Origin of the sequence: Paraburkholderia sediminicola, from assembly GCF_046027825.1 — a bacterium.
Taxonomy (GTDB): Bacteria; Pseudomonadota; Gammaproteobacteria; order Burkholderiales; family Burkholderiaceae; genus Paraburkholderia; species Paraburkholderia sediminicola_D.
Window position 1 is genome coordinate 1 of sequence record NZ_JAQQDU010000082.1, and the last position, 20,313, is coordinate 20,313.

The window sequence follows — 20,313 nt, forward strand, 5'->3', positions numbered from 1 at the left end:
AGATAGGCAAAAGAAAGCTGCTCGACCCCCCTGCTAAGCGGGTCTCTCGCACAGTAACGGTAGTGGTGCATCTGGAATCCGTGCTCTCGCACATTCGGCGTGAGTGACAAGGCCGTCATACTTCCGGCGGCGCTGCGCGCGCCGAAGCGCGTTTCTTGAACCGGCGATGCGCGTGCGGAACGGCACTTCTTAAAACCGCCCGCTGCGGTTTTTCTCCCGCAATTTGATCTGCACCACGGCCGCTTGCGTACATCGCCATCTAATTGCTAGGGCACCTCGCCGAGGCGAAGCCGATGGCCCCCACCGCGCCCGAACGAAGCCCCCAGGTTTCCCATGCAGACCCATCCGCGACGCACGCAGTGCGGAGTGGGAGCTGATGATTGCTTTGTCACTCACGCGGAGTGTGCGGGGGCACGGATTCCAGATGCACCACTACCGCAACTGCGCGGGGGACCCGCTTAAGAACTAGCGGTGTAAGCCGCTTTCTTTGCTTATCTTTCTTTGCGGCGGCAAAGAAAGTAAGTGCCGCCCCGCACAGGGGCGACGCTAATAAACCACTAACAACTCAAGGAAAGGCCAACGCCGTAGGCAAACAGACGAACAAGCGCCGCACAGGCAAAAACATCAAGAAGAAGAAACAGAAACCTGATACCCAAACCGACTAACAGTCTCAATCCTAACTTCCGGCACATCATCAGAAAGCTTACGCCGCAACCTCGACACGACAAGATTGACACTAGAAGGATCGACATCCTCCTTCTCAGGCCAGGCATACCGGATCAATTGATCCCTCGCCACAGGCGCATTAACCTGCCTCAGCAGGCATTCAAGCAAAAGAAACTCCCTCCGTGTAACGGCAACCCGCCGCCCACCACAAACAAGTTCCCGAGTAGCAGCATCCAAAGCAGGCCCACCTACCGCGGGCAACAGCGAAGCAGAGACAGAAGCGGAAGCAGACCCGCCCAAAGCCCCCCGGGCGCCCCCACCCCCGACCCGCTGCAAAGCGGCCATCCGCTCATGCATTTCAATAAACGAATAAGGCTGACAAAAACACGCATCCGCGCCGGCGCGCAAAACCTTGGTGCGATCCTGGGCAGTAGCCGCCCCGAGCACAGCAACAATCGCCGCCCCACTCCCAGCAGCGGCAAACTCCCCAATAAACCCCTGCAAGGAGGAATAAGACCCAACCTCAAGCACCATCAACACAATCGCATCGAACGGTTCCTGCGAAGCAAGAAAAACCCCGTCCCGCAGATCATCGGCCCGCTGCAAACTATGGGCGCTCTCTTGCAGCGCCTTGAATAGCCATGCAGCTTCCGGATGAGAAGGCCCAACGAACAGAACGCGCATTCACCACCCTGTCAGGATAAAGAGAGCGCACAATCTCATGCAAGCGTCCTCGACCAGCATTCAATCGAAATCCGGGTGCCAGGCTCCGCATTGCCGATCTTCATCGTGAAGTCGTGCACCCGCATCACCGCTGAAACGATGCTCAAACCCAGCCCCGAACCACTCAGATGCCGCGTACTTTCCCCACGATAGAACCGCTGCAGGACCGCATCGCGTTCGTCCGCGGCGATGCCGGGTCCATTATCGACAATATCGACTTGCGGCCCCGCCGAAGTCTGCCGAAGTTCCATGCGCACCACTCCACCTTCAGGCGTGAACTTGATCGCGTTATCCACCAGATTGCTCAATGCTTCGAACAGCAACGCACGGTCGCCATGAATCGCATCGGCCGGTTGTACATGCACGGATAGCTGAATCGCGCGGCTCTCGGCGAGCGGTTCGTAGAGTTCGCCGACTTCCTCCACCAGCGTCTCCAACTGCATTTCGCCAAATCCACCGCGCCGCTGCAGCGTGCCGATCTCGGAGATACGCAACATCGCGCGAAACCGGTCGAGCAATGCATCGGTCTCGATGCGCGCGCGCTCTACCAGTTGCGACAGCGCGGCGTCGTCGAGCGTCTGGGTGTGCTCCGCCGCACGTGCAAGCAAGGTTCGTACATGCGCGAGCGGCGTGCGCAGATCGTGCGCAATGCCATCGCACGCGCCTTTCACTTCATTCATGAGGCGCTCGACTTCCGCGAGCATGTGGTTCACGAGGTGCGCGAGCATATCCACTTCATCGCGTCCACCAATCGGCAAGCGCTGCGCGAGATCACCCTGCGCAATGCGCTGCGTGACCCGCCGGATCGCTTTCAATCGACGCATCTGCCGCACGCTCAGCGCCAACCCGCCCGCCACGCCCGCAAGCAGGCATACGAGCCCGCCGCCGACCAGCGCATTGATGATGGTTTCGCGAATCCGCAGAATATGAGTCAGATCACGCGCGATGACGAGCGTCGAACCGTCCTTGCGCCGCTCGGCCATGGCGCGGACAACCGGCGCCTGGTCGTTACGACCCATCGCGAGCGCGAGATCAAGGGTCTTGCCGGTGCGATTGGTGAGCAGCGTCGTCGGATACACCAGCACATCGCCAGCCACCAGGCGGCCGTCGGCATCAAACAGGCCGTAGTAATTGGTGTGCATGCGCTCGTGTTCGATACGGCGATGAATCGCGTCAGCAAGGCCGGAATCAGGCAGCGAATCGAAGTAGACCAGTTGCCAGTCCATCACCTTATCAGTCTCGCGCTCCATGTCGCCGGTCACGGCCCAGCCGATGTAGCCCAGCAGCACCATCACTGAAAGCGAAAAAATAACGGCGTAGACCGATAGCAGGCGAAAGGTCGTGGAATGCCAGCGCCGCCCGAGCTCGGAGGTGGCCGGGAAGGTTGTGTCCATCAAATTGGTCTGCTCATGCGAGGATGTAACCCGAGCCGCGCACGGTCTGAATCATCGGCGTGACGCCGGGCGGGTCGATTTTTTTGCGCAGCCGGCCCATGTGCACGTCGATCAGATTGGTGCCCGGGTCGAAGTGGTACCCCCACACGGCTTCGAACAGCATGGTGCGCGTGATGGTTTGCCCCGCGTGCCGCATCATGTATTCGAGCACGCGATATTCAGTAGGCAGCAAGACGATCTCTTCGCCGTCGCGCTGAACCTTGCGGGAAATCAGATCGAGTTCGAGCGGGCCGACCCGCAGATGCGTTTCGAGGGGTGTGGCCGGTGTCTGGCTGCGGCGCAACAGGACCTCGAGACGCGCCGTCATTTCTTCGGGGTCGAAAGGCTTGGTCAGATAATCGTCGCCACCGGCGCGCAAGCCACGCACCCGTTCATCCACATCGCCCAGCGCGCTCAACATCAGCACCGGCGTTTGAATGCCGATGCTGCGCATGGTGGTGAGAATCGTGAGGCCGTCCACGCCCGGCAGCATGCGGTCGAGCGTGATCACGTCGTAGTCTTCGCTGATCGCGCGCGCCATGCCGTCGCGGCCGTTCGCGACCCAATCCACGGTGAAGCCACGGCTTTTCAGCTCACCGACAATCTCATTCGCGGTAATTTCATCATCTTCGATCGTCAGTACTCGCGACATGATCATTGCATGCGCCGCAGCCAGCTCTACCAATGCAAGCGGCGGGCACGACCGGTTATCAGTAGAAGGACATGATGCCATATTCGGCTTGCGCGTTCAGAGTACGGGCGTGCGATTCGACGGATGTCGCCGCTTTACCCAGTACCTGCCTGCAGGCTACGCGCGGTCGTATAGCGGACGAGCGTCCGTTTCATGAAGAAAAATTTAAGTTCGCCGCGGAGCTCTGAAACCGGCCGGCTGAACGATAAAACAAATTTCATTTTCCCGACGCCGCTCCGGTAGGCCGCCTCAACTAGCCTACTGCCATCCCGCTGATTCTTTGCGGTCCGACTCGAACCCTATCGTGGATGGTATGAAAATGAAACTCGCAACCAGAACCCTCGTCACTACCCTTCTGCTGATCGGCAGCGCTTCGGCGATGGCCTCGCCCGGCCTCACGCAGCAGCAATGCAACGACTATCCGTTCAAGCAGCAGAAGAGCGAAGTCACGCACAAGCAGTTGATGAACGAGCTCAGCGAACTGGAAGCGGTCGGCTACAGCCCCAGCAATGACGACGACGAATACCCCAACGATCTGCAACAGGCTGAGCAGAAAGTGCAAGCCGAATATCGCGCGGACTGCATGCCGGTCGCGCATGCGTCGGCCACCGGTACGCAAACGCCGGCCGGTACAACGCCCACTCAAGCGGCGAATCAGCCGGCCGGCTGAACGCCGCGTATGACACTGAGGGCAGCGGTGCCCTCGCGCGGCGTGGGCACCGTAACCTTATCGGCCGTTCGTCAAACGGCCGCTTTCGCTCGTCTCCCGGCGCGCGCGCCGCTCGTCACGCTTGCGCCGCAGCGCCGCGAGCCGCCGTCTGCTATAGGTGACCGAGGCGACCGCATGAAACGCGACCGGCGCGAACACGAGGCCGAACAGCGTGGCCGCCAGCACCCCGCCGAACACACCGGTGCCGATCGAGCGACGGCTTTCGGCGCCCGCACCGCTCGACACCACCAGGGGCACGACGCCCAGCAGGAAAGCCGCCGAGGTCATCACGATCGGCCGGAAGCGCGCGGCGGCTGCTTCGGTCACGGCGCGCGTCAACGGCAGGCCTCGGCGATACAGATCGCGTGCGAACTGCACGATCAGAATCGCATTCTTCGCCGCGAGGCCGATGACCGTAATCATGCCAACCTTGAAATACACGTCGTTGGGCATGCCGCGCAGCAACATCGCGGCGACCGCGCCGATCACGCCGAGCGGCACGACCATCAGCACGGCAAGCGGGATCGTCCAGCTTTCGTACAAGGCAGCCAGCGCCATGAACACGGCCAGCAACGACAAGCCAATCAGCAACGGGGTGAGTTGTGCCGCCGCGGTTTCTTCACGGGCTGCGTCGACCCAGTCATACGAGACACCGACCGGCAACGAAGCGGCAAGCCGCTCCATCTCCGCCATCGCCGCGCCCGAACTGTAGCCGGGCGCAGCGTGGCCACTCACGTCCAGTGACGGATAGCCGTTGTAGCGCGTCAGCATTACCGGGCCAATGCTCCAGTGACGTGATGCGATCGCGGACAGCGGCACCATGCCGCCGGTCGAGTTCGGCACGGCGAGCGCCATCAGATCGTCTTCGGTCATCCGAGTGGCGGCGTCGGCAGAGATCATGACGCGGCGCATCCGGCCACCAGCGGGAAAGTCGTCGATATACGTCGAGCCGAAAGTGTTGCCCAGCACATCGGCGATGCGGTCGAACGGCACGCCAAGCGCGTACGCCTTCGCACGGTCGATGACGAGTTCGACGCGTGGCGCATCCGGCAGATCTTCCGAATGCACCGAAGCCAGTATCGGGCTTGCCTTCGCCTGTGCGAACAGTTGCTCGCGCGCGGCCTTCAACGCATCCAGCCCGACTCCGCCGCGATCTTCAAGCCGGAACACAAAGCCGTCCGAATGCCCGAGACCGGGCACCGACGGCGGCAATTGCGCTTCCACATCACCGTCGAGAATCTTGTCGAATTTCTCGTTGAGCCGGTCGCGCAAGGTCATCGCATCGGTGTCGCGCTTGCCCCAGTCTTTGAGTTCGACGAAGCCCATCGCCACGTTCTGGCCGCTGCCGCTAAAGCTCCAGCCGATCACACTGGTGACGTGCGCGATCGCGGGCTCGGTGCGCAGGATCTTTTCCATCCGTTCGACCACCGCGAGCGTACGCGCCTGCGTCGCGCCGGCCGGCAATTGCACCATCACCTGCAACTGGCCTTCGTCTTCGCTCGGCAAAAAGCCACCCGGCATCTGCCAATACAGCGCGGCGCACACGCCGACCAGCACGGCATAGATCGCCAGCATCGGTCCGATACGCCGCAGCGTACGCGCGGTAAGCCCGCGATAGCCGCTCGCGGCCCGGTCGAAACCCGACGTGAAACGGCTCGCCGCTCGCGCTGCGAAGCCAAGCAGGCCGCGGCGGGCGTCACGCTCTCTCACCGGGTGCTTGTGCGCCTTCAGCAGATTCGCGCACAGCGCGGGCGTCAACGACAAAGCCATGAACGACGACACTAGCATCGACGCGATCATCGACACCGCGAACTGCCGGTAGATGCCGCCGACGCCGCCTGGAAAGAACGCCATCGGCACGAACACGGCCGTCAACACCGCGGTCACGCCAATGATCGCACCGCCGATCTGCGACATCGCCTTACGGGTCGCCTCGCGCGGCGGCAGGCCCTCTTCTTCCATCACGCGATGCACGCTCTCCACCACCACGATCGCATCGTCGACGAGGATACCGATTGCAAGCACGAGGCCGAACATTGTGAACACGTTGATCGACAGCCCGCAAACGTACATCGCGAGAAACGCGCCCATCAGCGTGACAGGAATCACCACCGTCGGCACCAGCGTGTAGCGCAGATCGCGCAGGAACAGCCACATCACGAAGAACACCAGCGCCACCGCTTCTGCCAGCGTGACGAGCACCTCACGAATCGCAATCTGCACGAAATGCGCGTTGTCGAACGGAATTTCGACGGCAACGCCCGACGGCAAGCCCTTCGATAACTCGGCGAGGCGAGCGCGGATCGCGTTGGACGTTTCGAGCGCATTGCCGCGAGGCCCGAGTTGAATGCCGACGGTGGCCGCGGCCTTGCCGTTCAGGCGCGAGTAGTACGAGTAATTGTCGCGCCCAAGTTCGACCCGCGCGACGTCGCGCAGGCGCACCGCCGAGCCGTCGGGCTGCGCCTTCAGCACAATCTGTCCGAATTCGGCAGGCGAAATCAACTGCCCCTTCACACTGACCGAGGCCGTCAATTGCTGCCCAGGAACGAACGGTGCGTCGCCTAGTGTGCCGGCCGTCACCGTGGCGTTCTGCGCAGCGATGGCGGCGTTCACTTCCGCCGCTCCGAGGCCGTACTCGCGCAGTTTCATCGGATCGAGCCAGATGCGCAGCGCTTCGTCGGCGTCCCACAACTCCGCCGCGCCCACGCCCGGCGCGCGTTTCAGTTCGCGCAACACGTAGCGGCTCAGGTAGTCGCTCAGTTGCACGGAATCGCGTGTGCCGTCGGTGGAGGTCAGCGCGACCAGCATCAGAAACGTGTTGGCCGCTTTAAATACGCTAATGCCTTGCTGCACGACCTGTTGCGGCAAACGCGGCTCGACCTGCTTCAGGCGGTTCTGGATGTCGACCAGCGCCAGGTCCGGATTGGTACCCGGCGCAAAGGTCGCGTCGATCTCGAGATTGCCGAGGTTGTCGCTGGTCGTTTCGTAGTACAGCATATTGTCGGCGCCATCGAGACTCTCCTCGATGATGCTGCCGACGTTGGCGTCCGTCACTTCCGTCGCCGCGCCCGGATACGTGGCGCTGATCACGATGCGCGGCGGCGCAAGACGCGGATACTGCGCCACCGGCAGTTGCGGGATAGCAAGCGCGCCCGCCACGACAATGGCGAGCGCGACGATCCATGCGAAGACCGGGCGGTCGATGAAAAAGAATGGCACGCAAAAAATCCGTTCAGATTGCCTGGTGGCGCGGTGCGTCGACAAGGCGGGCCATATGCAGCACGTCGGCCAGTATGCCGTCGCGCATGGCATAACCGCGCGAGCGGCCTTCTTCGACAAAGCCGAACTTGCGGTACAGCGCGATCGCCGGCGCGTTGTCGGAAAACACCGTGAGGTCGATGCGGCGCAAGCCGAGCGATGCATCCGCGCAGTCGGTTAGCCCTTGCAGCAGCGCTGAGCCGACACCGCGCCCATGATACCCGTCGTGCACGGCCAGTCCTAAATGCGCGCAATGCGCGCGGCTGGGCCGGTACACCGCCAACCCGGCGTGGCCGACCACGCGCCCGCCGATGGTCGCACAGACGTTCACGCCGCCTTTAATGCGCCGCTCGTACCACGCCTTGAGCTGTTCAGGGCTGCGGTAGCCGACCGACAGCGTGCCGCGCCGCACGCCGGGCAGGCTCATGATCTCGGCGAACGCATCCATGTCGGACGATTCGAGCGCTCGAACCATAATACGATTGTCGAGCACCGCAGCGCTCTGCAACGTTGCTTCTTTCATAGTCTTATTCCGCCGCGAAGTTGGCTGATGATGACGTCGACATCCACGGCGCCGGCTCACGCAGCCGCGCCATGAAATAGCAGTCGATCAACACGCCACGGCGCAACACCGCGCCCCGCTGATGCGCTTCGATCTCGAAGCCGAACTTGCGGTACAGCGCAAGCGCCGCATGGTTATCAGCGAAGACGAGCAACTCGAGGCGGCGCAGACCGAGCCAGTTGTCGGCCAGATCGAGCAGTTCCGTCATCAGCACAGTGCCGATGCCGCGCCGGTGCCATTCGTCGTGTACACCAATGCCGAGCGTCGCGGCATGCGCGCGGCGCCCTTTTAAAGGCGTGAGTTCCGCTTCACCGACCAAGGTGTCGCCGACCATCGCAGCGATCGCGATTTCGGGCGCCGCGAGTTCCTCCAGGTATTCGCGTGTACTCGCAATCGTCTGAAACGGCACGTGCGGATTGCCGTTCACCACCGCCGGCAACTGCCGCATCGCGTGGTATTGCTCCGCGTCGGCCACACGCAACGCACGCAGCGTCAGCCCCTCGGGTAGATTCTCAGATTCAGGTTTTATTTTTATGTCTTGATTCATAGGCTCATAACGTCAATTCGAATGACCTCGTCAGGATGCCTGGCAGTTGCATGCCACCCGTGGCGCGCTCGCCCCAGGTGGAGTCGCTCAATAGCAATTCCGCTTGCGCGCCGAGTTGCTCGAGTTCGCTGCCGAGCAGGCGGTACAGGCTGTCGTCAAAGCGCATGGCTTCGAGCGGCGCGACGATCTGCCCGTTCTCGACCCAGAAGGTCGCGAAGCGCGTCATGCCGGTCAGGCGGCAATTCATCCGGTCCGAAAAATTCACGTACCAGAGATTGCCGATGTAGAGACCGGTATCGAGCTTTGCCAGCACGTCCTCTTCCAGCAAATCGCCCGCTTGCATCGAGAGCGTTGCCGGCGACTCGTCCGCCAGCGCACCGTTCGGCGTCAAGCCGTACTCGCGTGCGCTACGGGCATTGGTCAGACGTTCGGCGCTACGGCCGGCCTGGATCAACGGGACGCTTTCGCGCAGGTAGCCGTCGTCGTTGAAGCCGGGTGTCATGCCGAGGTTCAGATCTTCGCTGATCGTGACGCGCGGGTCGACTACGATTTCTCCCACATGCAGCTTGTACAACGGGCTGCGCGAACTCGCCTGGGCGCGGGCGGAGAAACCGCTCCATGCCGTCACGCCGAGCAATTCCGCGAGCGCTGCGGGTGCCAGATATGAGCGATAGCGTCCCGGTTCCAACGTGCGCGGTGTGCGCGCAAGCACGGAGAGGCGCGTTGCGGCCTGCTCGACCTTGCTCGCGAAAACAGCATCGCTCCAGTCGTCGCCCGCGTAAGTCGTTTTGATTGCGCGGCCGCTCGGGTCGTATAGCGACCAGCTGAAATTGAAGTTATCGACTTCGTACCAGCCGCGGCTGCCGTTCATGGATGCGAAACCGCGCACGATCGTGCCGCCCGCGTAAAAGCCGACGAAATCCAGCCCTTGCGCGCATTCGGCAACCGTGCGCAACAAGCCACCCGGCTCGGGTAACTTGCCCGAACGTTGCGTGGCGCGCTGCCAATGCGACGTGTCGAACAACAGATGCGGGTCGTCCGCCGCACCGCGCAGGCTCTCACGCAAGGTGGCGAGCGCCGCGCTCACGTCGTCCAGATCCTGTTGCAGATCGCCGCAAACGGTCAGCGTGGAATAGGCCTGACGTGCGCCGTCGATCAGGCGCAAGGTCAACTTGCCTTGCGACACGCTACCGATCTGCCGCACCTTTCCCGAATTGAAACGGATAAAGTCCGACTGTTCGCCGGCAAATGAACTCAGCGTGGTTTCCGCCCCTTGCTGCAAGCCTTCGATGGCATCGGCCAGTGACGTGAAATGCTGCTGCCAGTCGATCGACGTAGCGGAGCGCGAAGAGATGAATTGACTCATCAGGCGCCTCCGAACACGTCGATGTTGGTGAACACGCAAGCCGGCGAGGCGTGGCCGACGCGAATGATCTGCGCCGGTTCGCCCTTGCCGCACATGGACGTGCCGTACACCTCACGCGTCCCCGCGTCGCCCACCGCGCTCAGGCTGCGCCAGAAATTCGCCGAGACGCCACGGTAATTCGGCTGTTTGACGATCTGGGTGAGCTTGCCGTTTTCGATCAGTTGACCGAACTCGCAGCCGAACTGGAATTTGTTGCGATGGTCGTCGATCGACCAGGACGTATTGGTGCGCATCAGAATGCCGTGTTCGATGTTGCCGATCATCTGCTCCAGCGAACTCTCGCCGGGTTCAATGTTCAGATTCGCCATCCGGTCGATCGGCGGGCGGTTCCAGTTCGACGCGCGCGAGTTCGCGACGCCAGCCATATGCGCGCGTTGCTGCGACAGCGCGCCGCCGAGCGGACGTTCGAGCACGCCGTCGCGGATCAGGTATTGCTTGTGCGCTTCCGTGCCGTCGTCGTCGAATGCGTACGAGGCGGCTTCCTCGCGCAGTTCCGGGTCGAAGGTCACGTTCAGCAGTTCCGAACCGTAACGATACGAGCCGAACATTTCTTTCTTGACGAAGCTCCAGCCGGCGAAGTTGCGCTCGTCGCCAAGAATACGATCGAGTTCGAGCGGATGGCCGATCGATTCGTGAATCTGCAGCATCATCTGATCGGGCATCAGCAGCAAATCGCGCTTGCCAGACGGGCAATTCGGCGCAGCCAGCAATTGCAGCGCTTCATTGGCGACGCGGACACCCGAGCCTTCGAAGCCGAAGCGTGTCAGCACTTCCATGCCGCCCTGCCCCAGGGTGCCGTAGTTGCCGCCGAGGGTACGCACCTGCGTATCGCCGTCCGCGTGGGCGGCCACGCTCAATTGCGGCATCACGAACTGGAACTGCTGATCGATGCGCACGCCGTCGCCGGTCATGTAGAGCTGATCGGTATGCGTGATCTGCACCGCCGCGACGCGTTCGACAATCCGTGCATCGAGATTCGCGCCCGCGCATTCCACGGCGAGGCGGTCTAACCATTCAGCGCGGCTCGGCAACGCACGCTGCGCGTTCGGCGACACATAGTGGCCGCTCACGGCTGGCCGCGCCACTTCGCGATGGTCGATCAACGACAAGGTGGCGCTCGCTTCCGCCCGGGCCGTGGCAAGATCCAGCGCTGCCTGCAAACCGGCGGCACTCAGATTCGCGGTGGCGGCATAACCTGCTCCCGCGCCCACCCACGCGATCAGCATCGCGCCGCGATCACGCACCGTGCGCATAGGTTGCGCGATGTCGTTGCGAATCTCGTGATCGTCGATCTGTTCGTCGACAATGCGCAGCGACCAGAACGCCGCGCGGCTCGTAAGCGACCGGGCGGCTTGCGCCCAACGTTCGTCAATCATTAACGGTTCCCGTATGAGTCTATGTTGTCCCCGCCGGCGACACGATCAGCGACGACGCCAGCAGCGACTGGGTATAAGGATGCGACGGCGCGTGCAACACATCGAGTGTGTCGCCGGCTTCAACAATGCGGCCTGACTTCATCACGATCACGCGATGCGCCATGGCTCGCATCACCGCCAGATCGTGCGTAATGAACAAATAGCTTAGCTTGTACTTTTTCTGCAGATTTGTCAGCAGATTCAGCACCTGTTTCTGGATGGATACATCGAGTGCACTGGTCGGTTCATCGAGCACCAGCAACTCCGGCTCGACCGCGAGTGCTCGCGCAATCGCAATCCGCTGGCGCTGACCGCCGGAAAACTCGTGCGGATAGCGCAGCATCGCGTCCGCGGGCATGCCCACTTCTTCCAGCAGACTGCCTATGCGGGCGCGTCGCGCCTTCGCGTCCATCTCGGGCTGATGCATGGTCAGCCCTTCGCCGATGATCTGCTCCACCGTCATGCGTGGCGACAACGAGCCGAACGGGTCCTGAAACACGACCTGCATGCGCGAATACAACGCACGGCGGGAGCGCGCGGTTTTCAGCGTAGCGAGCGGCAGACCGCCGATATGAATATGGCCGGCGGCCGGTTGCTGCAAGCCGAGCACGGTGGCCGCCAGCGTCGATTTTCCCGACCCCGATTCGCCGACGATGCCAAGCGTTTCGCCGCGCCGCACGCTCAGATCGACGTCATGCACCGCGCGGAAGGTGGAGCGCCCGAACATGGAACGCCAGCCTTTCGCGGAGGTGCCGTAGTCGACGGCGAGCCCCTGCACTTCGAGCAAAGGCCGCGCATCCTGCTCGACCGGGTCCACCGCGCGTTGCGGCTCGCTGTCCAGCAGGCGTTGTGTGTAGGGATGCTGTGGATTGGAGAACAACGCCTCGGTCGTATTGGTTTCGACCAGCACGCCCTTCTCCATCACCGCGACGCGCTGCGCGAAACGCTTCACCAGATTCAGGTCATGCGTGATCAGCAGCACAGCCATGCCACGTTCGGCCGCTTCCTGCTCCTGTAACGCAATCAACAGATCGACGATCTGCTGACGCACGGTGACGTCGAGCGCGGTGGTCGGTTCGTCGGCAAGCAGCAGGCGTGGCCGGCACGCGAGCGCCATCGCGATCATCGCGCGCTGCCGCTGGCCGCCGGACAGTTGATGCGGAAAGCTGTCGATGCGCCGTTCCGGCTCGGGAATCCCGGTGCGTCTGAGCAACTCGATGCCCCTCTGGCGCGCCGCGTTCGGCCGCAAGCCTTCGTGCAGGCGCAAACTTTCGGCAATCTGCTTGCCGATCGTGAAGAGCGGGTTGAGCGCTGTCATCGGCTCCTGAAATACCATCGCCACGTCGGCGCCGCGCAGGCCACGCATCTGCTGCTCGGTTTTCTGCAGCAGATCTTCGCCGTCCAGCAGCATGCGCCCGCTCAGATCGGCGTGTTCGACAAGGCGCAGAATCGACAACGCAGTGACGCTCTTCCCGGAACCCGACTCGCCGACGAGCGCAACGCGTTCGCCTCGCGCGATCGAGAGGCTGAGTTCATGCACGGCGACCTTGTCGCCGAAACGCACGGAGAAGCGGTCGATTTCCAGCAACGGCCGCTCGATTGGCGCTTGACTCATCGCGGACCTCCGCCGAAAGCCGAGCCGCGCTTGCGCGTATCGAGCGCATTGCGTAATGCATCGCCCATGAAGGTCAACAGCAGCAGCGTGATCACCAGCGCAGCGAATGCCGAAATCGAAATCCACCAGGCATCTAGGTTGTTTTTGCCTTCCTGAAGCAATTCGCCAAGGCTCGGCGTCGGCGGCGGCACACCCAATCCAAGGAAGTCCAGACTCGTCAGCGACAGAATCGCCGCGCTCATGCGAAACGGCAGAAACGTGATCACGGGCGTCAAGCTATTCGGCAGCACATGGCGCCACATGATCTGCCAGTTCGAGAGCCCCATGGTACGCGCTGCCCTCACATAATCCAGCGAGCGGTTACGCAGGAATTCGGCGCGTACGTAGTCGGAGAGCACGAGCCAGCCAAACATCGATAGAAGAATAAAGAGCAGCCATAGCGTCGGCTCGAAGATCGACGCGAAGATGATCAGCAGGTAAAGGTCAGGCATCGAGCTCCATATCTCGATCAGACGCTGGCCGATCAGATCGGTGCGTCCGCCGTAGAAGCCCTGCACCGCCCCCGTCAAGACGCCAATCAGGACGCCGGATACCGTGAGCGCGAGCGCCATCAGCACCGAGAGCCGGAAACCGTACAGCAGCCGCGCAAGCACGTCGCGGCCGTACTGGTCCGTGCCGAGCCAGTTGTTTCTCGTGGGCGGAGCCGGGTACGGATGGGCCGCGAAGTAGTCGATCGTGTCGTAGTGGAAATGATTCGGCGGATAGATCGCAAAGTTACCGTTCGATTCGAGCCGCGAACGAATATACGGATCGAGATAATTCGCGCGCGCCGGAAAATCGCCGCCGAAAATTCTCTCCGAATAGTCTTTTACGATGGGAAAGTAATAGTGCCCGTCATAGCGGACGACCAACGGACGATCGTTGGACAGCACCTCGCCGAGCAGGCTGATGGCAAACAACGATACGAAAATCACGAGGCTCCAGTAACCGAGCCGTTGCTGCTTGAAGCGCAGCCATGTACGCCGCCACGGAGACGGCGACGCCACGTGCGCCGCACCGGACAGATCAGCGGTCCAGGCGGTTGAATTGGATGCGGGGGTCGACGAGGACATAGCAGACGTCAGCAATGAGTTTGGTTACGAGGGCGATCAGCGTGAACAGAAACAGCGAACCGAGCACGACCGGATAGTCACGGCGAATCACCGAGTCATACGAAAGTTGGCCCATGCCGTCGAGCGAAAACAGGGTTTCAATCAGCAGATTGCCGTTCAGGAAGGCGCCGACGAAGGCCGCCGGCAAACCGGTCAGCAAAGGAATCGCCGCATTGCGCAGCACGTGTTTCCACAGTACGTCACGCTCCGGCGCTCCTTTGGCGCGGGCGGTCAATACGTATTGACGTCCAATCTCCTCGAGGAAGGTGTTCTTGGTCAGAATCGTGACGATCGCGAAGTTGCCGACCACTGAAGCAGTGACCGGCAGCACGATGTGCCACAGGTAATCGAGCAGCTTGCCGAAGGTACTGAGGTCGCTGAAGTTATCCGATGTGAGGCCGCGCATTGGAAACACCTGCCAGAACGTGCCGCCGCCGAACAGCATCAGCAACAGCACGCCCAGCACGAATCCAGGAATCGCATAACCGGCAAGCACCAGGACACTGGTCACGGTATCGAAGCGTGAACCGTTGCGCACGGCCTTCGCAATGCCTAACGGCACCGATATCAGATACGTGAGCATCACCGTCCATAAGCCGAGCGTGATCGACACCGGCAGCTTCGATTTGATGACGTCCCACACACTGTCATGCTGATAATAGGACTGGCCGAGATCGAACGTCGCGTAGCGTTTGAGCATCAGGACGTAGCGCTCGAGCGGTGGCTTGTCGAAGCCGAACTGCTTCTTGATCTGCTCGAGCTGCTGCGGATCGACACCCTGACTGCCGTGATAGCCACCGCCACCCGCCCCCGCCTCTCCGCCACGGCCAGCGCCGTGGCGGAGTTGCGTCATCACCTGTTCGACCGGCCCACCCGGCACGAACTGCGTGACGACAAAGGTCAGCGTGACCACGCCGAGCAGTGTCGGCACCATCAACAGCAATCGTCTGAGAATGTAGGCAAGCATGCTGTTCCTTGTTCCTCAGTGGGCCGTGGCCGTGGTTGAACCCGCGGACTGCGCCGCCTGGGTGGGTTGAGTCGCTTGTGCGCCCGGCGTCTTCGCGTACCAGTAGTTGATGACCCAGTCTTCGTATTGGTAGGAGTTCGGCACGATCTTCGGAAAGCCGAGGGTGGTCTTGTAGCCAATGCGCGCGTCTGGTGCGTAATACTCCGGCACGAGGTAGAACGAATAGATCAACACGCGATCCAGCGCACGGGTCGCCGCTTCCAGATCGTCGAGATTCGTAGCGGAGAGTGCCGAGTGAATCAGCGAATCGACCGCCTTCGAACGGATACCCGTGTAGTTCTCGGAGCCGACTTCGGACGCAGCCGCACTGCCGAAGCGACGCGTCAATTCAGAGCCCGGAATCGTCACCGGCGGATAGATGAAGGTGGTCATGTCGTACTCGAAATTGTCCAGACGTTTCTCGTACAACGCGCTGTCGATTTCACGCATATGAGCCTGAATGCCGAGCATGTCGAGCGCCTGCATATACGGCAGGATCAGACGATCCATGCCGGGCTGGTCGTCCATGATCTCGATCGTCATCGCCGTACCGTTGGCGTCGCGCAATGCACCGTCGCGATAGTGCCAGCCGGCTTGCGCCAGCAGATCGCGCGCGACGCGCAAATTGCCGCGCAAGGAATTCGGTGGAATCGTGTCGGGTTGCTTGAGCATCGGACCGAACACTTCCGGCGGCACGCCGCCGCGCAGCGGTTCGAGCAGCGCCAGTTCCTTGGGGCTCGGCATGCCGGTCGCGCCGAACGGACTGGCCTCGAAATAGCTGTTCGTACGCCGGTATTGGCCGTAGAACATCATCCGGTTCATCCAGTCATAGTCGAGTGCCAGCGTCAGCGCGTGGCGCACGCGTGGATCCTGGAACATCGGCTTGCGCATATTCATCAACATGCCCTGCATCTGCGCGGGGCCGTCGGCAAATTCGCCCTTCTTCAGGAGCCCGTTGCCGAAGTTCTTGCCGACATATTTGCGCGCCCACTGCGTCGCACTGTATTCGACGATGACGTCCGCATCGCCCGCCTTGAAGGCTTCGAGTTGCGTGTAATGGTCGCGGTACAGATTGAAGGTGATGCGCTCGAAACGGAACATGCCGCGTCGCGACGGCAGATTCGCCGCCCAGTAGTCAGGGTTGCGGCGATACGTAATCTGCTTGTCGTTTTTGCGTCCCTCGATCAGATAGGGGCCGCTACTGATGGGTGGCGTGGAAGAGATCTGACCGAATGGCGGACGTTTTCCGTTGGGCTGCATCCCCCACTTCGGCGAGAAGATCGGCAGGTCGCCGGCAACCAGCGGCGCATCGCGTTCGGCATGCTTGAAATCGAAACGGATCGTGTTCTTATCGATCACGGTCGCGTCTTTGATCACCGAGAATTGCGCGTTGAAAAGGGGCGACGCCTGCGAACTCGCCAGCGTATCGTACGAATATTTGACGTCGGCGGCCGTGATCGGGTCCCCGTTCGAAAAGCGAGCCGCGGGATTGATGTGGAACGTCGCTGACGTCAGATCCGGCGCGACTTCAACATCGTCGGCAATCAGCGGATACTCGGATGCCAGTTCGTCCCAGCTACGCTGCATCAGCGTATCGAACATCAGATTCTGAATGTCGGGCGCAGGCGCGCCGCGCAGAAGAAACGGATTCAGTGAATCGTAGGTTTGCAGTTCGTTGTAGTTTTCGAAACTGAGCGTGCCGTTGGCCGGTGCGTCAGGATTCGCATAATCGAAGTGCGTGAAATCAGCGGGATACTTCGGTTGATCGTATTGAGCAATCGAAGGGGCTGCATGCACCGGTGCAGCGAGTGCGCCGAGCAGCGCGAAAAGCATCGCGGCTGTCAGCACGGCTCTTGAGTTGAGGCGGGCAAGCATGGTTGTCCTCATTGAACCAGGTTGGCCGCAAGCAATTGCGCAATGACGCCAGCAAGCGCCCGCGAATGCTGGAACATCACTTGTTGCGTCATCGCTCGATACGGATGCTCCGGTTTATGACCAAAGGCACGATTCATCCGGTCGCGGTAGCTAACCGGCTAAATACGTCCGAAAGACTTGCATTTCCAGGAAACCCGCTCCGGTTTTCAACAGTGAAAGACCGGAGCGGAACCGTTCGTCAGGCGTGAGGGATCAGGCGATCAGAACTTGTAGGTTGCGCCGATCTGCGCGTAACGGCCGATAAAGTTGTAGAGCGACGTGTCGTAGCCCGTCTGGTAATACGGGTACTGCACGAAGTTCGGGTCATACGGCGGCGCACGGTTGAAGATGTTGTTGATGCCGCCATACAACGTCCAGTTCTTGAAGCCCGTATAGCTTGCCGTCAGGTTGAACACGCTGAACGAGCCGATTTCCGTCGGGATGCCAGCCGTGCCGAACAACGATTCCATGGTGGTATTGGCGTACGGCCCCGTGTAATTCCACGTCAGCGCGGTATTCCACTTGCGATTCGGCGACTGCCAACTGACGGTCGTGTTGCCCTTCCAGCGCGGGAACGAACCGCCGAACGACAGGGACAGGGAACTGTTGTTACCCGCGGCGTCGGTTGCGCCGTTAGCAAGCCCCGGGGTCTGGAAGTGCCAGATGTAGCCCCAGTCGGTCGAGAGCGCGAAGGTACCGACCTTGGTCGGCAATGCCTGATGGAAGTTCGCCTCGAAACCGTCAGTATGCAGATACGAGAAATTGACCAGTTGCGAGTTGACGTAGTCGATCACGCCGGAATTCGGATCGCGGACCACGTTTGCCGGGTTGTTCGCGTTCACCGTCGGCTGAAGCGGCGCGATACCGATCACGTTCGTCACGTCAATCTTGTACCAGTCGAAACCCAGGTCCGTATTACGCGCGGGCGACAGTTCAAAGCCGATGTTGTAGTTCTTCGTACGCTCAGGCTGCAGATTCGGATTGCCGTGCATCAGTTCGGCAACGTCGACATTCTGGCCGTACTGCGCGCTGGCCGGATCGGTATCGATCGCCGCCTGGTTCCCCAGCGACGCGCCAGGCGAGGATTCGACCAGCGTCGGCGCGCGGAAACCGCGGTTGTACGATGCATAGGCCGTGAATGCTTGCAGCGGTTGATAGCGCAAAGCAAAGCGCGGCGAGAACGCGCCACCGAACTGGTTGTAATGGTCGTATCGGCCGGCCTGGCTGAAAGTCAGGTTCTTGATGATAGGAACATCGATCTGGTAGTAAACCGCTGCCACGTTCCGGCTTGCGTCGGCCGATTGCAGAGGAATACCGGCAATCAGCGTCTGGCCCGTGTCCACGCCCGTCGGATTCGAGATGGATTCGCTTTGGTGCTGGAACTGCGCACCGAAACCGACGCCCACGTCGCCTGTCGGCAGGTGGAACAGATTCGGCGTCGAAATCGTCGCGTCGACTACGTCGAGCTTCGATATAGCCAGGTATTCCGGGTTACTGAACAGGCCATCGAGGCCGTTCGGCGTTGCCGCGGGATTGGCAAAATCATAGCCTCCGGCCAGAATGTTCTGATACGCCTGCGCGTTCATCGCATTCGTATCGGTCACCGCAACGACGCTCTGCGAATGGCCGTAGCTGGTCGCCCAGTTCCAGCTACCCCACTTCGACGTGTCGAACTGACCTTTGAGGCCCGTCGAAAAAGCCCAGAAATTCGAGGTCGACTGCACACCCACGGGCGTGTTCGGAAACGTGTAGTTAAGGGGCGTTGCGACGCCGTACGGATTGTACGGATTGGTTGCGGCAACCGTGTTGTTGTTGGCCACCAGACCCGTCGCAGGCGAATACGAAAGCGGTGAACTCAAGCCGCTGAAGTATGCTGCGCCAGTCGTGATCGAGCTCGTGGAGTAGCTGTCCCAAATGTCAGCGTAAGCCTGAACGTCGTCGTTGATCTTGAAATCGCCGTGAACCTTCACGTTGGCGTGCTGGCTCTCGGGGGCCAGCGAATCGAGACTGCTGGTGTTGTAACCGCAAGCCGTGCCGGGCTGAAAAGCAGCCGTGGTCGAGGTCGCGGTCGAAATCGTCTTGCCACCGGCGCAGTTACCCACGGCTGCCGGGCCGTTGCCCGTTAGCCAGTAGGACGTCGGCTGGTTGTTCCCGTACGGGAAGATCTGACTCGAGGTCGTATCGCGCTGTGAGAGGTCGATACCGCTCGTGTGGGCGTAGCTGGCCGCTGCCGTGATGTTGTAGCCATCGGAGGTCAGGTTGCCGATGCCACCCAGAATATTGAATTTGTCCGTGCCCGCGCCGCCGTGCTGCGCGCCGCCCAGGCTGCCGTCCAGTTGCAGACCCTGATAGTCATGCTTGGTGATGATGTTCACCACGCCCGCGATTGCGTCCGAACCATACTGCGACACTGCGCCCGTCTTCACGATCTCGATGCGGTCGATCATGTTGAGCGGCAGCGAGTTCAGGTCGACGAACGAATCGGTAAAGTTCGTGTTGAGCGCGTAAGGCGCCACGCGCTGACCGTCGATCAGTACCAGCGTGTACTTTTCGCTCAGACCTCGCAGCGCGATACCCGCGCCGCCCGGTGCGGTGCTGTACGTGTAGTTGTCGCCCCAGCTGCTTGCCGAGTTGGCTGCCGTCGAACGCAGGAAGTCTGACACCGTGGTCGCCCCGCTCGCCTGGATATCCTTCTGCGAAACGACCTGCATCGCCTGGAAACCGGTCTTGTCGGTTTGACGGATCAACGAGCCGGTGACTTCGAACTTCTTCAACTGCTGGACGTTGCCTTTGCCCGTCGTTGTCGTGGTGTTATCCGCCGACGACGTTGCCGCAGCGCCCGATGCCGCAGCGGCGGGCGCGGGCGTGCTCGTCGTCGCCGTACCCGCAGCAGTGCCCGGTGTGGCCGGCTGGCTTTGCGCAAACGCCGGTACGGCGATTGCGGCTGACAATGCCAGTTCAGCCCAGATTATTCTTTTGATGGCCAGCGCCAATGCCCTTTGTTTCATTTTTCCCCTTCCCGCTCGTCAATAAGGCCACTGCTGTGTGTGTGAAGAGAGATCTTGTGAACCTCTCACTCGATATACGGCGATCGTGCGCCGCGCTCCGTTAAAGCTGCCCCGCACTTCTGCCCGGCAAACCGGTCAACAGCGCACCGGATTGCACAGACAGGAGGACGAGGAACTTCAGATTCATGA

General features: G+C 61.3%; 15 protein-coding genes. 1 reads left to right on the forward strand and 14 read right to left on the reverse strand.

All coding sequences use genetic code 11. From position 1 onward, the window contains the following. Positions 1–624: 624 nt before the first annotated feature. The 3 genes from PQQ96_RS32215 to PQQ96_RS32225 are packed head-to-tail and all read right to left on the reverse strand — an operon-like array spanning position 625 to position 3,474. A complete protein-coding gene (locus PQQ96_RS32215; protein ID WP_408300049.1) occupies positions 625–1,350 on the reverse strand; it encodes a winged helix-turn-helix transcriptional regulator in 726 nt (241 codons plus the stop codon). Positions 1,351–1,385: 35 nt separating this feature from the next. Continuing rightward, positions 1,386–2,783, reverse strand: coding sequence for a sensor histidine kinase (locus tag PQQ96_RS32220; RefSeq protein WP_408300050.1), 1,398 nt, complete (start codon positions 2,781–2,783; stop codon positions 1,386–1,388). A 13-nt stretch (positions 2,784–2,796) separates the two neighbouring features. Then, entirely contained in the window at positions 2,797–3,474 is a 678-nt protein-coding gene (locus PQQ96_RS32225; RefSeq protein ID WP_408300052.1) for a response regulator transcription factor, read from the reverse strand. A 358-nt stretch (positions 3,475–3,832) separates the two neighbouring features. Between PQQ96_RS32225 and PQQ96_RS32230 the strand changes: the two genes are divergently transcribed. Continuing rightward, positions 3,833–4,183, forward strand: coding sequence for a DUF4148 domain-containing protein (locus PQQ96_RS32230; protein ID WP_408300054.1), 351 nt, complete (start codon positions 3,833–3,835; stop codon positions 4,181–4,183). 57 nt (positions 4,184–4,240) lie between these two features. Here PQQ96_RS32230 and PQQ96_RS32235 read toward each other — a convergent pair whose 3' ends face one another. From PQQ96_RS32235 to PQQ96_RS32285, 11 genes are all read right to left on the reverse strand, one after another. Beyond that, complete coding sequence (locus PQQ96_RS32235) at positions 4,241–7,441, reverse strand: multidrug efflux RND transporter permease subunit (RefSeq protein WP_408300056.1); 3,201 nt, start codon at positions 7,439–7,441, stop codon at positions 4,241–4,243. 13 nt (positions 7,442–7,454) lie between these two features. Beyond that, positions 7,455–8,003 (reverse strand): GNAT family N-acetyltransferase, encoded by a 549-nt coding sequence (locus PQQ96_RS32240; protein ID WP_408300058.1) that lies wholly within the window; start codon positions 8,001–8,003, stop codon positions 7,455–7,457. A 4-nt stretch (positions 8,004–8,007) separates the two neighbouring features. Further along, complete coding sequence (locus tag PQQ96_RS32245) at positions 8,008–8,589, reverse strand: GNAT family N-acetyltransferase (protein WP_408300060.1); 582 nt, start codon at positions 8,587–8,589, stop codon at positions 8,008–8,010. A 4-nt stretch (positions 8,590–8,593) separates the two neighbouring features. Then, complete coding sequence (locus PQQ96_RS32250) at positions 8,594–9,955, reverse strand: TldD/PmbA family protein (RefSeq protein WP_408300062.1); 1,362 nt, start codon at positions 9,953–9,955, stop codon at positions 8,594–8,596. Next, positions 9,955–11,391, reverse strand: coding sequence for a TldD/PmbA family protein (locus PQQ96_RS32255; RefSeq protein WP_408300064.1), 1,437 nt, complete (start codon positions 11,389–11,391; stop codon positions 9,955–9,957). The genes PQQ96_RS32250 and PQQ96_RS32255 overlap by 1 nt, the downstream gene beginning before the upstream one ends. Before the next feature lie 19 nt (positions 11,392–11,410). After that, positions 11,411–13,045 (reverse strand): ABC transporter ATP-binding protein, encoded by a 1,635-nt coding sequence (locus tag PQQ96_RS32260; protein WP_408300066.1) that lies wholly within the window; start codon positions 13,043–13,045, stop codon positions 11,411–11,413. Continuing rightward, positions 13,042–14,157: an ABC transporter permease gene (locus PQQ96_RS32265; protein WP_408300068.1), complete on the reverse strand. Its 1,116-nt coding sequence runs from the start codon at positions 14,155–14,157 to the stop codon at positions 13,042–13,044. The genes PQQ96_RS32260 and PQQ96_RS32265 overlap by 4 nt, the downstream gene beginning before the upstream one ends. Beyond that, the gene (locus PQQ96_RS32270) at positions 14,111–15,163 is read right to left on the reverse strand and encodes a microcin C ABC transporter permease YejB (RefSeq protein ID WP_120303772.1); all 1,053 of its coding nucleotides are present in this window, start codon (positions 15,161–15,163) and stop codon (positions 14,111–14,113) included. Before PQQ96_RS32270 ends, PQQ96_RS32265 begins: the two co-directional genes overlap by 47 nt. A gap of 15 nt (positions 15,164–15,178) precedes the next feature. Next, positions 15,179–17,035 (reverse strand): extracellular solute-binding protein, encoded by a 1,857-nt coding sequence (locus PQQ96_RS32275; RefSeq protein ID WP_408300092.1) that lies wholly within the window; start codon positions 17,033–17,035, stop codon positions 15,179–15,181. Positions 17,036–17,085: 50 nt separating this feature from the next. After that, positions 17,086–17,214: a hypothetical protein gene (locus PQQ96_RS32280; RefSeq protein WP_408300070.1), complete on the reverse strand. Its 129-nt coding sequence runs from the start codon at positions 17,212–17,214 to the stop codon at positions 17,086–17,088. Positions 17,215–17,337: 123 nt separating this feature from the next. Further along, on the reverse strand, positions 17,338–20,124 hold the full coding sequence (locus PQQ96_RS32285; RefSeq protein ID WP_408300072.1) for a TonB-dependent receptor: 2,787 nt from the start codon (positions 20,122–20,124) through the stop codon (positions 17,338–17,340). Positions 20,125–20,313 lie beyond the last annotated feature (189 nt).